The 15,151-nt window shown below is 49.3% G+C and carries 10 protein-coding genes; 6 read left to right on the top strand and 4 right to left on the bottom strand.

Features of this window, described 5'->3' with window-relative positions:
* Window positions 1-99: 99 nt before the first annotated feature.
* Window positions 100-4,284, bottom strand: coding sequence for an ATP-binding protein (locus tag CWM47_RS22085; RefSeq protein WP_100990360.1), 4,185 nt, complete (start codon window positions 4,282-4,284; stop codon window positions 100-102).
* Window positions 4,285-4,586: 302 nt separating this feature from the next.
* Between CWM47_RS22085 and CWM47_RS22080 the strand changes: the two genes are divergently transcribed.
* Entirely contained in the window at window positions 4,587-5,159 is a 573-nt protein-coding gene (locus tag CWM47_RS22080; protein ID WP_100990359.1) for an RNA polymerase sigma factor, read from the top strand.
* Between the two features lie 83 nt (window positions 5,160-5,242).
* On the opposite strand, the gene CWM47_RS22075 is transcribed toward CWM47_RS22080, so the two are convergent.
* Window positions 5,243-8,794 carry a ThuA domain-containing protein gene (locus tag CWM47_RS22075; protein ID WP_100990358.1) on the bottom strand — a complete coding sequence of 1,184 codons (3,552 nt, stop codon included), beginning with the start codon at window positions 8,792-8,794 and terminating at the stop codon, window positions 5,243-5,245.
* Between the two features lie 329 nt (window positions 8,795-9,123).
* Here CWM47_RS22075 and CWM47_RS22070 point away from each other — a divergent pair, with 329 nt between their 5' ends.
* Both CWM47_RS22070 and CWM47_RS22065 read left to right on the top strand, forming a co-directional pair.
* Entirely contained in the window at window positions 9,124-10,551 is a 1,428-nt protein-coding gene (locus CWM47_RS22070) for a glycoside hydrolase family 125 protein (RefSeq protein ID WP_100990357.1), read from the top strand.
* A gap of 65 nt (window positions 10,552-10,616) precedes the next feature.
* Window positions 10,617-11,144, top strand: a complete 528-nt coding sequence (locus tag CWM47_RS22065) for an ABC transporter permease (RefSeq protein WP_100990356.1) — start codon at window positions 10,617-10,619, stop codon at window positions 11,142-11,144.
* Between the two features lie 66 nt (window positions 11,145-11,210).
* Here CWM47_RS22065 and CWM47_RS22060 read toward each other — a convergent pair whose 3' ends face one another.
* The gene (locus CWM47_RS22060) at window positions 11,211-11,612 is read right to left on the bottom strand and encodes a hypothetical protein (RefSeq protein ID WP_100990355.1); all 402 of its coding nucleotides are present in this window, start codon (window positions 11,610-11,612) and stop codon (window positions 11,211-11,213) included.
* Window positions 11,613-11,759: 147 nt separating this feature from the next.
* On the opposite strand from CWM47_RS22060, the gene CWM47_RS22055 reads away from it, so the two are divergent.
* From CWM47_RS22055 to CWM47_RS22045, 3 genes are all read left to right on the top strand, one after another.
* Complete coding sequence (locus tag CWM47_RS22055) at window positions 11,760-12,101, top strand: hypothetical protein (RefSeq protein ID WP_100990354.1); 342 nt, start codon at window positions 11,760-11,762, stop codon at window positions 12,099-12,101.
* A 166-nt stretch (window positions 12,102-12,267) separates the two neighbouring features.
* Window positions 12,268-13,731 (top strand): Gfo/Idh/MocA family protein, encoded by a 1,464-nt coding sequence (locus tag CWM47_RS22050; protein ID WP_100990353.1) that lies wholly within the window; start codon window positions 12,268-12,270, stop codon window positions 13,729-13,731.
* A 100-nt stretch (window positions 13,732-13,831) separates the two neighbouring features.
* Window positions 13,832-14,530, top strand: a complete 699-nt coding sequence (locus CWM47_RS22045; protein ID WP_100993988.1) for a hypothetical protein — start codon at window positions 13,832-13,834, stop codon at window positions 14,528-14,530.
* Between the two features lie 14 nt (window positions 14,531-14,544).
* On the opposite strand, the gene CWM47_RS22040 is transcribed toward CWM47_RS22045, so the two are convergent.
* A complete protein-coding gene (locus CWM47_RS22040; protein ID WP_100990352.1) occupies window positions 14,545-15,066 on the bottom strand; it encodes an RNA polymerase sigma factor in 522 nt (173 codons plus the stop codon).
* Between the last annotated feature and the right edge of the window lie 85 nt (window positions 15,067-15,151).

Genomic DNA, 15,151 nt, shown 5'->3' with positions numbered 1-15,151 from the left:
ATTGGCCCTCATTTTAATCTCTGTGCCTCTGTGGTTAAACCCCTTGTTGAATATAAACCGGAGTGACGTGATGACTGCTTACACTTCTACATCGAACGTTTACTGATTAATCATCGAAGCGGGACTAACGCCAAATCGCTGCTGAAACAACCTCGAAAAATAAGATACCTTCTGAAAACCAACCTCAAAGGCTACTTCCTTAATGGTTTTGTAGCGATTTAATTCGAGCCACTCCCGAGCAGTCTGCAAGCGAACTTCCTGCACAAACTGAATGGGCGAAAGACCCGTCTGTGTTTTAATACGGCGGTAAAATTGCCGTTGACTCATATTGGCAGCTTCTGCTAAATCATTGACCTGAAAGCGACTATCGGTCAAATGAGTGACAACTAGTTGGTGAATATCCTGCAACCAATCCTCGAATGAAGAAAGTGAACCATCTACCGCAGGCGAGCTATCAGGGCTGTCGTCGGGCGCTTGCGTTAACCAGAAAGCCCGCTCTCTGTTGCGATCGAGCAGATTATGGACACGGGCCAGTAGCTCATCTTCGTCAAACGGTTTGGTCAGATAATCAGACACTCCTAACTGTAAGGCCTGCAACCGTACGTCCTGGCTGACACGGGCGGTGAGCATAATGACCGGAATATGCTTAAGCGTAGGTTGCTCCCGTAGAACGGCAAGCAAGGCTATGCCATTCATTTCGGTCATCATCAAATCTGTCAGAATAAGTTGTGGCAACGTCTCGGCAGATTGCTGATTGAGCCATTCAATAGCTTCCCGACCATTTCGACACCAGTGTTGTGTATAGTAAGGGGCCAGCAGTGTTTGTATGTAGTTTATCATATCGGCGTTGTCTTCTACCAACAGCACCATCTCCCGCCCGCGATTCGCTTTCATTGGCGGCATCGACAAACTCACTGGCCGTTGCTCAGTAAAAACATCCTTCAACTCTGTTTCAGCCAATGGTACCGCTACTTTAGGATACGTGAACGTAAATGTACTCCCCTGCCATGCGGCACTGGTAACATTTAGTTCTCCCTTCCACAATTCACAATAGTCACGGCAAAGTGCCAGACCAATACCAGTTCCTCCCTGCAACGGAGCACTAGGCCGTTTTGACTGGTAATATCGCTCGAAGATATAAGGTAAATCTTCGGGATGGATGCCACTACCTGTATCACTCACACTTAGGTGTGCATAGGCATTGGCATCACTTAATTGAATAGTAATATGCCCACCGGTCGGTGTAAAACGCAGGGCGTTGGCAATGATATTGCGTAAAACGGTTTCAAGTTTTGGTACGTCGATGAGCATACCCATTGGCCGTTCTAACCCAGATGTACTTAACGTAATTCCGGAAAAGCTGGCCTGGGTAGTGAATGCTGCCACTGTACGGGCAACCACCATTCGCATGTCGGCTGGTTGGGCATCGAGTTGGAGTTGGCCCGCTTCGAGTTTACCCAACCCGAGCAGATCATTGACTAATATCTGAAGCTGCCGGGCATTACGGTCCATGATGGTCAACAGCCGGTTAGTCGTATCATCCGTATTGCGTTTCAGCAGGTACGTAAGCGGCCCCAGTAACAAGGTTAGGGGCGTGCGGAACTCATGCGTGACGTTAGCAAAAAAGCGGGACTTCAGCCTGTCATTTTCCAGCAGCTTAGCCGCCTGCTCTTCAATAATTGACTTATCTGCTTTGATTTGGGCTGTTCGGCGGGCAACCTCAACTTCAAGTCGAGCCGTCTCATCGATCAATCGTCGACTACGCCAGCGAAACAAGGTCACGATAGCGGCAAATAGTATCAAAAGAGCCAATACTATAAACCAGGCTTGCTGATAAATCGGCGGCTCAACAACGATCGGCAGTATGAGTGTATCGGAAACCCACTGCCCGTTATTGTTTTGCATCCGCACATCCAGTTGGTACTCTCCCGGCGGCAGGCCATTAATGCGCAGGTCGGCCTGCGGTTGAGAATCCCAGGTTTCCTGCCAGTTCCGTATACGATACCATAGCCTGGTCTGGCCAAGAAACCGGTAATCCAATAAGGCAAACGACACCAGAAGTGCCCGATTTGAAGAAGCAATCCGGATGGGCTGGCCGGGATGGAAGCTGGACATATGGTCGATCATATCGCCCGTCTTGCCATCGAGTTGTTGCAGTTGAGTTACCACCAGCGGAGCCTTCTTCGATTCGTTCGCCCGAATCTGATTGGGATAAAAGGCCGTTACGCCATTTAGACCACCCAAATATAAACGGCCATCGGCAGCCTGATAATTTGAGGTAAAATTGAACTCTTCGTGGGCAATACCATCTTTGGGCAGAAAGGTCTGAAACCGTTCAGCTTTTTTATTGAAACTCACCAAGCCATAATCGGTGGTAAACCAGAGCCGGTTTTTATCGTATCGGAGTGCCGGGTCAGGATGGTCGGTGTAGAGACAATAGAGGGTATTATTCAACAGGCCATCAGCCTGAGTGTACTGCTTGTATTTACCGGTGGCACGTTCCCAGCGAATAAGCCCCCCGCCACGGGTAGCCAGCCAGTATAAACCCGCTTTGTCAGGGTCGGGATGAACAAACGTAATGTGATTGAACGGCAGATGAAAGGGAGCGGGTCTTTCCATACTGTATCGGGCCACAATACCCCGCAACGTATCCAGTAAATACAAGCCTGAAGAAGAGGCTACCCATACCCCACCGGCCTGCCGATCAGGAAAGAAACCAGCCACACGGTTTTCGGCCAGTTCAGGAAAATTATTGTAGTGCTTAAAAGGGATGTTTTGCTTTTTACGTACATCAAAATAGCCGACACCCTGATTGTAGCCAAGCCACAGATTGTGTCGCCCATCGGGCCAGATGGCCCAGCACGTGTTGTTACTATCTGGCAAAGGGTACTGCTCAATGGTGTGCGTTGATGGATGCAGAAGAGCTAGTTTTGAGCGGGCCGTCCATACACCACCATTTTGGGCAGATACTACGGGCTGCTGATTAAGGAAGTCCGTTTTCTGAACCTTTTGGTGGCTCAAGGCCAGTTGGCTGTTACCCGTTTTCAAGTCGATCAGCCAGCTATCCGTAGCATTGGCCAAAAGTGAATGACCGATCTGAATTAGCCCACGAGTAGCATCCGAGAAACCCGTGACCGCAAGAGGTGGGCGATACAGGTATCGAATAAATCGATTAGGGGTCAGGGTTAATAGTAAAAAACCATCGCTCGACGCCACCCAGACGCCACCCATCCGGTCTACAAGTAAATCTCTAAAAAGTGGAATTTGCGAGAATGGAACGTTTGACGTGGCCAAATCGAACATGATTCCTTTTGCCGGGTGCCAGGCAAACAAGGTTGCTTTACCTAAAAACCAGAACAAATCGTGTTGAGCATCATAAACAACCTGAACATCAATCAGCGACGAGGCAAATGAACTACGAACGACCGAAGCAGAAAAAGGGCTTCGGGAAAATTGGATTGGCAAGCTAGTGAGTTGACCATCCGGATCAAGCCGATAGAGTAATTGATCGAGCTGATGATCAGACAAACGGGGTAATCTGTCTGGTGTATCCAGATGGCTGATTATCTGTATAAGGTATATACGCCCCTGTGCATCTGTACAAACTGGCCGAAAGAGCTTCGGGAGTAGTTGCCGACGACGTATATGGCCCAACGAGTCGAATTCAATGAGTTGATAATGAGTATTTGTTGTGTCGCTTGATGATATGAGTAACGAACCTGTTACTGTTGTTGTCGCGGTATGCAGGTGTATTGGCGTTGGCGACTTATACAGAAGCGTCAATGTTTTTTTCTCGTCATATCGATACACCCAGCCATCTTCCTTAACGATCAGAAGAGGGTTGTGCGACTGTTGTGTGGAACCCCGTTGACTAATATTGTTTCCCAGAGAAAAATGTGTTGGTGTATTGCCGGTAGCCAGCCGAACAGTGAACGGGATATTTTTTTCCTCGACAGGGAGCCAGCGATCAATCCATTGGTCGAATTTTGAGCGGGCTTTAAAAAACCAAAGTGAACCCGCTTTATCAGATCGAATTTTAGTGACATAAACGGGCAATTGGCTGTCAGAAGGCTTGGGTTTGGTAGGTAGGGGCACGAACCGGCTTCCATCGAAGCGGTAAGCATTATTGAGTGTGCCAATCCAGATAAAACCCCTGGCATCCTGCCCAATTTCAGTTACGGTCCGGTTAGGTAATCCCTGCTCAATAGAATAGTGCCGCACCTGTACGATATAAGGTGGATTGGCGGGCTGGCTATCCTGCTGACGACCCGTCCCTTCAGCCATACTATTGATCACGCACGTCAATAAAAAGCCCAAGAACAGACAAGTACGAATGTATAGAAGTGAGTATGTCAACAAGAGTACATTTTTAAATGACAAAAAAGTAGTCAATAAGAATAATAAACAGGCATTTGGCCAATTCAGGGCTAATTTTGGCCAATTTGGGGGCCTCTCCTGTAACGTTATTTGCAAGCAAAAATGCAACCATTTTTACTGAACATTATGGAAGTATCTGTTTAAGTACAAATACTTAATAGTGAAGCAGGCAATACAACGATTAAATTAGTACTCTCCCACCGGCTACCATGATTCACCTATCCGACCAAGAACTTGTTACACGCTACCTTAATCAGAGTGATGACCGTTACTTAGCCCAGCTTTATATCAGACACCGTCAGAAAGTATATCAGAAATGCTATTTCTATACGGGTAATTCTGATGATTCTGAAGATTTCGTGCAGGATATTTTCATACGGCTAACGCAAAAATTAACCAGTTATAAAGGCGATGCAAAGTTTACAAGCTGGCTGCACGTAGTTACCGTCAATTATTGTCTCGACCAGCTTCGTAAGAAACAACAGGAGCAAGCCCTTTGGCGAAATTACCTACATGATACATCAATCACCAACGACTGGTCTGACACGTCTGAAGAATCCTGCTTTCAGGCTTCAGAGAAAGTATTCGGGCAGCTTACCCCAATCCAGCGTACCTTATTGCTGACGAAATACGGAGAGAGGTCGACTATTAAAGAAATTGCTATAAGCCAGAGTTTAACGTTTAGTGCCGTTAAGATGCGCATTAAACGAGCTCGGGATCATGCCCGGACTCTGTATTTTAAAGTTATGGCTGAGCAGGAGTACTGGGAGTCTCCTTCCTGATCTGGTTACTAAAATATATACACGAAAAAAGGCCCTGCTTTTGCTGAACACAACAAAAGCAGGGCCTTTTTATACCTCAAAAATCACTGGTTGAACTGAACACTGTTCAACTGGATGATGTCGTTGTTCGGCTTGTCCCGTTTAACAACAATCACATACACATCGTGCCTGCCCGTGAAGGGCTTGTTGAATGTACCTGTCACCTGATTCGTTGTTTTCCAGTCGCCGGTAGCTTTATACGGAACACTACTCACGACCGGACCGGCATACGAATCCAGCCGAACCTCAATTTCCCCATCCTTGTTGAGCGATGAATAATCGTAGGTCAGCGCCTTAATTGTAGTCATGTCGATGTCTTTCAACAGCACATACGCCTTGTGGCTACCCGCCGACAGACGGCTGCCAAACCGGGGGAAGCCCACATAGGCATCGGCATTTAATGTTTTTACATTGGCATTGCGCAGTGTAACAACTTCGGTTCCGGTAAGTGGCCCCACTACTTTTCCACCGTTATCTGTATACGTTGCCAACAGGCTGTACTGTCCTCTTGCCTCGTCGGGTTTGTGTTCGTTTAGGGCCAGGCTTCCCTGTACCGGCATGGTTTTCTGTTTACGGGCATCCGTCAGGGAGAATATATACTTGACCATTTCCTGAGCATCCTGCGCCGGAATTTGCGGGTGAGCGCTCATTAAATGGTCTTTGCTCCAGCTACCACCACCGCCTTCGATAATCTTCTTCGCCAGCTTTTCAAGGCTTCCGGTTTGACCTTTGTACCGGTCGGCTACAGCCAGGAACGTAGGGCCCACCGATGGCTTGTCAATCATATGGCAGGCTTTGCAGTCACTCCCGGCTACCAGCGTTTTCCCCAGCGAACCCGTACCCACCATAGCCACCTCCTGATGCCCCTGCTGAGGGGCTGATATAGGTGCGCCATTGGGTTGTGCGCTGTATTCGTAGTAAACCTTAATCCGCTTGGGATCAATCTTTTTATCTTCCTTATCGGCCACTTTCACCGCATACGAAAATGGTTTGTTTGCCCAATAGAATGACTTATTGTCGGCGGTTACGATGGCCACCTCCGGTTTGGCATTACCCACCTTAATAGCAATGGTATCCATACCCACCAGCCCCGCCTGATCGGTCACTTTCAGGATAGCGTTATAAACGCCCGGCTGTGTATAGGTATAGGTTGCCATGGGTTTTGTTGCCCCAACGGTTTTGCCGTCAAACAGCCACTGGTAGGTTACCGCATCATCGTCCAGGTCGGTGCCGCGCCCGCTGAATTTTACGCGCAACGGTGCCTGCCCGGTAGCCTCCCGAATTACGGGTGCATTACGCCCATCGGAAGTCAGGTATGAACGGGCGTTACGTTCGGCAGTCGCAGCAGAATCGACCACGCTAGCCTTCGCTATGGGTGCCCGATTACCGGTGTTGTATTCGATTTTTACCAGGCGGGCATCATCGTTGTCAGCCCCATATACGGAGCCATATTCCAGCATATACATCACGCCATCTTTCCCGAAAGCCTGATCAATAGGTCGACGAAAATCGCCACTACCTGCCATAAAAGGCTCATTCCGAATGTAGTTATCGTCCTTATCTACGCGCACCGCCATGACCCAGTTACGCATCCAGTCGAAAATGAACAGTGCCCCGTCGTAGTATTCCGGGAATTTGTTCTTCGAGGGTGAGTTTTTGTCGTAGCTATAAAACTCGCCCGCCATAGCGCTGCGGCCACCCAATCCTAATTCGGGAAACTCTTTCGAGGCTGCGTAGGGATACCAGATCATGGCCGGGTTAGTTGGCGGCAGGTTTTTCAACCCATTGTTTTTGGGTGAGTTGTTCAGCGGGGCTTTCGGGTCAAAACGCGGCCCGGCTACGTTGGTCGCAAAGTCCAGATCGCCATAGGGTTGGCTATTGCCGATGAACAGCGGCCAGCCGAAATTACCGGCTTTTTTTGCCTGATTAAATTCATCATAACCACGTGGCCCTAGCGTGACGCTGTCCTTGCCGGCATCAGGGCCGATTTCACCCCAGTACAGAACCGACGATTTTGGATTGAGGGCAATGCGGTATGGGTTCCGCAGTCCCATTGTATAGATTTCGGGCCGGGTCAGTTCGCGGTCCGACGGTTCGGTGCCTTTCGGGAACAGGTTGCCATCGGGAATGGTATAGCTGCCATCGGGTTGCGGATGGATCCGCAGAATTTTACCCCGCAAATCGTTGGTATTGGCCGCCGTTCCGCGTGCATCGGACGCCAGATGATCGGGCCGGGCATCAATGGGCGCATAGCCATTGGATGGAAACGGGTTGGTATGGTCGCCGGTAGACAGGTATAAGTTGCCCTCTTTATCAAACGCCAGTGATCCACCGTGGTGAGAACCCGGCTGGTAGATACTCGGAACCGTGAGCAATACTTTTTCGGAAGCCAGATCGAGCGTGTTATCGTCATTAACGACAAAGCGCGACAGGTTGTAAAAAGGATTCGTTTCGGCTTCGGGCGAATAATAGACATACAAAAAATGATTGGTCGCGAAGTTCGGATCGAGTGTTACACCCTGCACGCCATGCCCCTGTTTAGTGGGCACAGCAAACTTGTGGACTAATTTCTGCTGGTTCGTTCGCGTGTTATACACCGACAAATTACCACTCCGTTCGGTAAAGAAAACGCGACCGTCGGCGGCTACGGCCAACTCCATTGGTTCATTCAGATCATTGACCAGCACCGTTTTTACGAAGCGATTTTCTTCGGGCATTGTAACGGCATATGCCTTACTGTAGTCGAGCGGTTTGTTGCTGCCCATTACCCAATTGAGTGCGCCCAGCAAATGCTGTACAAACAACGGCTCGCTAAAGCTGGCATCTTCATGACCACCACCCGTATAATAGGCCCGCCCGCCATCGAACTCATGGTACCACGCTATCGGGTGATTGCTTCCGTTAATACCCCCATCGTAGGTGTTCTCATCCAGATTGGCCACGACGGTCAGGTCCGAATAGAGTGACCGGTAATTATACCACTCGTCGGTACGCTCCCAATGGTCGGGAAGGTGGGCGGTCGATGGATGGTTTTTGTCCGTAACGTCAACGGTCGCTTTACGCACGTTGGAATTGCTGGGGTGACTGGCAAAATACCCGCCCACCAGCTTGTTATACCAGGGCCAGTCGTACTCGGTATCGGCCGCAGCGTGGATGCCCATGTAGCCGCCACCTGCCTGGATATACCGCTCAAAAGCAGCCTGCTGCTGCTGATTCAGAATATTGCCTGTGGTACTCATAAAGACAACCGCCGTATAGTGCCGCAAACTATCGTCGTTAAAGTAATCGGCATTTTTGGTGGTATCGACCCTGAATTTATTTTCCTGTCCGAGCTTCTGCATAGCCGCAATCCCAAACGGAATGGACGTATGTTTCCAGCCTTTCGTCTTCGAAAAGACCAGAATTCGATTTGGGCTGGCCTGAACAGCTGGAGGTTGGTTCGAAACTGCATTGGCAGTCGGCACCGACGACACCGACGATGTGGCCGATTGAGTCGTGGCTTTCTGATTGCTTAAGCAGGCATATAACCCAACACTGGCGCCTGCTACACCAAGCAAACGAAGCGAGATCTTAAGGGATGTAAATGACCAGATCATAGAGAAAAAAGTTGAGCAGTCGGCTGAAAAGTTGTTTTTAGACAGGGCATTTTGCTCCAGTCGACGCAATAGTTTAAGAAGGATTGATGACGAATAAACTACCCGATTTATTGGCATTACCACCTTCAACCGGCATTACCACCCCCAACCCCCTCCTAAAACAGGAGGGGGCTATGCCGAAGGGTAGCCTTTTTAGAGCCCCCTCCTGTTTTAGGAGGGGGTTGGGGGTGGTAATGCCGATTGAAGGTGGTCCGTTAATTAACCACAAACCCATTCATCATTTTCTTATTTTTTCACCCCTCATTCTCCATTCTTCACTATACTTACGCATGAAACGACGTCAGTTTATCCAACAGTCAGCCGGAGCGAGTGCTAGCTTACTACTTGGGCAATCAATTTGGGCCGCGCCCACAGCCACATTTCCAGTTGTTCGGACGGCAGCTACCAAACGAAACTTCACCAGTTCGGCGGTGGAGCAGACCATCGAGCAGATGCATAAAACCATTAAAGACCCGGAATTAGCTTGGCTTTTTGAGAACTGCTTCCCCAATACGCTCGATACAACCGTTCAGCTCCTCAACACAAACGGCCAACCCGATACGTTTGTCATTACCGGCGATATCGACGCTATGTGGCTGCGCGACAGTACGGCGCAGGTTTGGCCTTATTTGCCCCTTATTAAACAGGATCAACCGTTGCGGCAACTTATTGCGGGCGTCATTCGGCGACAGAGTATCTGCATTCGTCGGGACCCCTATGCGAACGCGTTTTATGCCGATGCGACCAAAGAGGGTGAGTGGAAAAAAGACGCGACCGACATGAAACCCGGTCTTCACGAACGCAAATGGGAGCTTGATTCGCTCTGTTACCCCATCCGTCTGGCCTATCACTATTGGAAAATTACCGGCGATACCAGTCCCTTCGACGCTGACTGGCTACAGGCCATGCAACTCGTTTTGAAAACCTGCCGTGAGCAACAGCGCAAATCCAGCCGGGGGCCATACCATTTTAGTCGCAGTACATCGTGGTCGACAGATACGGTGCCGGGCGATGGGTACGGCAACCCAACACGGCCCATTGGCCTGATCAACAGCACATTTCGCCCATCCGACGATGCGACCGTGTTTCCCTTTTATGTGCCCTCAAACTGGTTTGCAGTGGTATCGCTACGGCAGTTGGCAACGATGGTTGAGCAGATTCGCCCTACGCCAACCCTCTCCACCGGCTGCCGCGCCCTTGCCGACGAAGTGGAACGGGCGCTGAAACAATACGCAATTTATACACACCCGACATATGGCAAAATCTACGCGCTGGAAGTGGACGGCTATGGCAATCACCTGCTTCAGGACGACGCCAATGTACCCAATTTGCTGGCTCTCCCCTATTTAGGTGCCTTACCCGCCAGCGACCCGATCTATAAGAATACCCGCCGGTTCGTACTCAGCCCCGACAATCCGTATTTTTTCAAAGGCAAAGCCGCCGAGGGTGTCGGTAGCCCGCATACGTTAGTCAACAGCATCTGGACCATGAGTTTGACCATGCGTGCGCTCACGTCTACCAACGATCAGGAGATTCTGGCACAACTTCATTTATTGAAGAATACCCACGCCGGAACGGGTTTTATGCACGAATCTTTTAATCAGGACGACCCCGCCAAATTCACCCGTAAATGGTTTGCCTGGGCCAACACGCTCTTTGGCGAATTGATCCTGAAAGTAGCCAGAGAACGCCCGCATTTGTTGAGTAAGGTCCTGTAAGCGAATAGTTTATGAAACTAAACATAATGTGTATTTTTGCTTATTAAACCTACCAATCATCGGCTATGCATCGACGTTTAACCTGTTTCTTTTTTCTGGCAGCCGTATATTCTCCTCTTTTTGGTCAGCAGGCTTTTGACATAGAACCGGGTAAACCGGCTCAACTGAACGGTATCGACTATGGGATTGAGATACGAAACGAACGCAGTATGGACATTAGTGGTGAGACATTCATGCGCTACGAATTGGCCATTTACGCCACGAACAAGAGTAACTGCACGAAAATCTTTTTCCCGAAGCAGACCTTGTTTGGTCAGGAAGACCAGAATCAACTGGCTATTTTTGATTGCCTGAATGCGAATGGTAAACGGCTAACGTCAAAAAGTGGCAAGGTTATGGCCCGACCATTCACCGTGCCCTACCAGCAACGAATCAAGAATTCGGAAGGAAAAGACGTGACCACCACGACCAATATTCAGGCGGGCCATATTTTGCGGAATGGCGAAACGGTAAGTAATTCATTTATTGCCATTGTTCCCAACGGCGAGCGCCCCATCCTAAAAGTGCGGATCAACGAAATCCCGGATTTGTGATATGTTATTCATTTTATCAATTGTGATGACAGTTAACAATCATCACAATTGATAAAATGCAACTCTTCACCGACTTGCCTGCCAGGTGCCGGACGCCTGTCCATCTTCCGATTTCCAGGTTCCTTTCAAGGCTGGTTTAGCGTAGTTTCCGCTAAACTTCACCTCTGCCCCATCACCATCAACATAGCTGGCACTCAGCTTCCCATTCTCCCAGGCGACCGTTTTCAGATCGGCGGGATAGCGGTTGCCATCATCGGCCAGCATGATAACCTGCCCGCTCAGCTTCCGGTTGCTGTCCTGATTGATAACCAACTCAAACTTCCCGGAGGATGCTCCGTCAAACGTGCCGGCCCATTTACCGGCAATGGTCGTTAGCGAATCGCCCGATGCTGTAGCGCTTTGCGCGTTAGCCGCCCGACATGTGATAACAACCAATAGTAAGGCTGCGAATAAAGCGTTGATTTTCATTGGAAAGAGGGTTTATAAGTAGTTGGTGAAAGAGGAATCTTAATACGTAAAGTTGCATGATTCGTGGGTAAAAAATAATTATCACCCACCCTGTTTCTATTTGCCGGTACGTTTTCGACTAAGGCGTACACACCAACAAGTAATCCGATGAAACGCTTATTTTTATTTCAGTTGGGCCTTGCGGCTCTTTTGTGTTATGCGGCTCCACTCGCTTCACAGGCGCAAACAAAACACGAATCGCCTGTTGCCCGTGACGGTTTTTGGGTAGTTGAAACACCGCCCAAAGGAGATTCCTGCGTCGTTCGGTTTTACACGAATGATAAAAAGTTGATTTATCAGGAAACCATTAACCGTTGTCTGAACATTGCCCGTCGGCAAACCAGGCGCCAGCTAAACACCGCTCTGGACCAGGCTATGTTTGTCTGGCAGGCTACGCACCAGATACCAACCGACCGCCAATGGGTAGCCGTGCAGTTTTATACAAAGTGAACTTTTGAGTTGCTTTCCTTTTCTACATCATACCATACACACCTTCCTCCCAACGGCCTGCGCGTGAGCGCAGGCCGTTTTTGCTAGTTTATCCAGTTGGGGATACCCATTGATAAGTGGGTAAATCAGGGGTAAAACAGGCTTTATCAGCTAAACACGTATCTCTATGCAATCCAACAGACGAACCTTCATAAAGAGCTTGTCGGCGGCTTCGGCATTGGCCGCCACAGAGGCCATTGCCAAGCCTTTTGGTGCCCCGGCTTATATTCCGAATCTGATGAAAATCAGCCCGAACGACAAGATTCGCATTGCCACCATTGGTATGGGTATTCAGGGCAATTTCGATACGCAAGCCGCCCTGCGTAACCCCGATGTAGAATTGGTGGGCGTGGCCGATTTGTACAATGGTCGGCTCGAACACGCTAAAACGGCCTATGGCAAAGACAAAACCCTGTTTGCAACCCGCGATTACCGCGAAATTCTGGCTCGTCCCGATATCGACGCCGTTCTTGTTGTAACGCCGGATCACTGGCACGACCACATTACCATTGCCGCGCTAAAAGCCGGTAAGCACGTTTACTGCGAAAAGCCAATGGTGCAGCACCTGAACGAAGGAAAGGCTGTCATTGACGCTTGGAAAAAATCGGGCAAAACCATGCAGGTGGGCAGTCAGCGCATCAGCAGCGCAGCCTTCAAAGAGGCCAAAAGACTGGTTGATGCGGGCGAAATTGGCCAGATAAACTACATCGAATCCAACAACGACCGATTCAACGCCATTGGCGCGTGGCAGTACTCCATTCCGCCCGATGCCTCAACCCAAACCCTCGACTGGGATCGTTTTCTGGGTGACGCCCCCAAGCGTCCATTCGACGAAAAACGGTTTTTCCGGTGGAGAAATTACAAAGATTATGGCACAGGTGTGGCTGGTGATTTATTCATTCACCTCATTACGGGTGTCCACTTCGTAACCAACACAATGGGGCCAACCCGTATTTATTCGTCGGGTAATCTGGCCTATTGGAAAGATGGCCGCGATGTTCCTGATATCATGGCCTGCATCATGGACTATCCTAAAACGGAGCAGCACGAAGCGTTCCAGATGGTGCTGCGTGTTAACTTCGCCAATGCGGGCAAGATCAACGACGTAACGCGCATCATTGGCAATGAAGGGCAGATCGAATTTTCGGAGAACAACCTCATTATGACCAAAAAGAAACTTCCGCTGGCTCCCGGCTATGGTGGCTACGACAGTTACTTTACGTTCACAGAACCCGTTCAACAGGAGTTCGCCAAGAAATATGATGAGCGCTACCCACCCGAAACCCGCAAGTCGGAACCGGTAAAAGAAGTAAAATTCGAAGCGCCCAAAAACGACGATCCGCATATGAACCACTTCGCCGACTTTTTCGACAATGTTCGCAAAGGAAGTCAGGGAACGGTAGAAGACCCCGTATTCGGTTTCCGGGCAGCTGCTCCTGTGCTTGCCTGTAACGAAAGCTTTTTTGAACAGAAAGTGGTGCATTGGGACCCCGTCACCATGACGCAGCAACACCCGGATGCCAAACCAATAACTACGTCGAAGAAAAAGGCAGCAGTAGCCTCAGCAAAGTCGGCGACAAAAAAATCGTAATAACACAAGTAGTGGTTAATGGTTAATAAGTCATTCATTCGTGCGATGAACTGCCACTACTGAATGACTTATTAACCACTACCTGATTGATTTATTGCTTGTGGCAGATCCCTCACTCAAATCAACTCCCTCTTATCGGACCTTACCAGGCTGGTGGTTCTGGCGTACTACCCTGGTTGCCCTGCTGCTCTGGATTACTATTGATCTCCTGGTACCAAGTCGACACAGTATCCGGCAGTTCGACGCCAAAGAAGTCGCCAGACTTGAAACAGCCATGTGGCGGTCGTATTATGATAAAAATCCGGCATTGTTATTTTGGCAGTTGGCCGGTGGATTACGGCAGCAGTTTCATGCTCCTTTCTGGCGGTCGTTTGGTCTGGCCTTTCTGGCAACCAAAGCAGCCTTCGCTTTCAAAGAAGGGCAATCCCAAGCCGATTACCAGCGGGCATTACCCAGCCTGATAACGTATTACGAAGCGATTCAGAAACTGACGGTAGAGCGTTTCGATGTCAAAAAAGTAGCGGCCCTGGAATTAGACTGGTGGATTATTCATCGTCAGCGAGATCGGTATTCGTATAATGATCTGGCTACTGCCCTGGAGAAAACATCGGCTGCTTTATATAATCAGCCAATCGTGCAGTTTACCGCCTATGCCCGATTACGAGCTGACGCCATGCGCCTGTGCGACGAAGCCGGTCGCCCACCTGGCGGTGCAACAGAAGCTAGCTGGCATGCCATTGAACAGAAATTGGACCTGGCCTGGAGTAGCCTTCATAAGGTCGTTGGTGGTGCTGATTAATGAAAAAGAAAAGGTTAGCGCAGTTTCTGTATAGCCAGCCGTAATTGCTGACGGGCCGTGTCAACGGGTACACCAATAGTAGCAGCGGCTTCTTCGGGCGTACAGTTTTTGAAAAGCACCGAGTCAAGTAATTCTTTCAAGTTGGCATCGGTTGAATCAATGCAGAAACCAGTTTGGTGGGTAACGGCAGAGGTTGGCAACGCCACAACCTGCCCAGTCGACTTTAGTTGTAAAACCGGCATCTGAATTTGTTTCCGTTGACCAACAGCCTCTAGAGCCGTACAGCGCGCAATGCCCAACAGCCAGATAAAAAGCGGTTTTTTCTCGGATTGAAACTGGACTAGCTCCGAACGCACCTGTATAAACGTCTGCTCCAACAGACTAACAGCCTCTGTTTTATCTGTAACGATTCGGGTAATAACGCCCAATAACACAGGCGCATAGCGATCATAGAGAGTCGAAAAATCAAGTCTGCTCTGGGCATTCCATTCATCAGGCAAATCGGAATCCTGACGTATATCTACTGGTTGACTCATGAATTAGGACAATACATTACTTAGAGCAGAGTGCTATATGGCAACCGATCAGCCAACTGGTAGCATATACATCTACACCCTAACA

This window comes from Spirosoma pollinicola, assembly GCF_002831565.1.
GTDB lineage: Bacteria > Bacteroidota > Bacteroidia > Cytophagales > Spirosomataceae > Spirosoma > Spirosoma pollinicola.
The sequence above is the reverse complement of the archived record's forward strand: the minus strand, read 5'-3'. Positions and strand labels throughout refer to the sequence as shown.

Excerpts from the sequence above, each read along its gene's own strand:
- CWM47_RS22085 (WP_100990360.1), bottom strand. The coding sequence starts at position 4,284 with ATGGCTGAAGGGACGGGTCGTCAGCAGGATAGCCAGCCCGCCAATCCA.
- CWM47_RS22080 (WP_100990359.1), top strand. The coding sequence starts at position 4,587 with ATGATTCACCTATCCGACCAAGAACTTGTTACACGCTACCTTAATCAG.
- CWM47_RS22075 (WP_100990358.1), bottom strand. The coding sequence starts at position 8,794 with ATGATCTGGTCATTTACATCCCTTAAGATCTCGCTTCGTTTGCTTGGT.
- CWM47_RS22070 (WP_100990357.1), top strand. The coding sequence starts at position 9,124 with ATGAAACGACGTCAGTTTATCCAACAGTCAGCCGGAGCGAGTGCTAGC.
- CWM47_RS22065 (WP_100990356.1), top strand. The coding sequence starts at position 10,617 with ATGCATCGACGTTTAACCTGTTTCTTTTTTCTGGCAGCCGTATATTCT.
- CWM47_RS22060 (WP_100990355.1), bottom strand. The coding sequence starts at position 11,612 with ATGAAAATCAACGCTTTATTCGCAGCCTTACTATTGGTTGTTATCACA.
- CWM47_RS22055 (WP_100990354.1), top strand. The coding sequence starts at position 11,760 with ATGAAACGCTTATTTTTATTTCAGTTGGGCCTTGCGGCTCTTTTGTGT.
- CWM47_RS22050 (WP_100990353.1), top strand. The coding sequence starts at position 12,268 with ATGCAATCCAACAGACGAACCTTCATAAAGAGCTTGTCGGCGGCTTCG.
- CWM47_RS22040 (WP_100990352.1), bottom strand. The coding sequence starts at position 15,066 with ATGAGTCAACCAGTAGATATACGTCAGGATTCCGATTTGCCTGATGAA.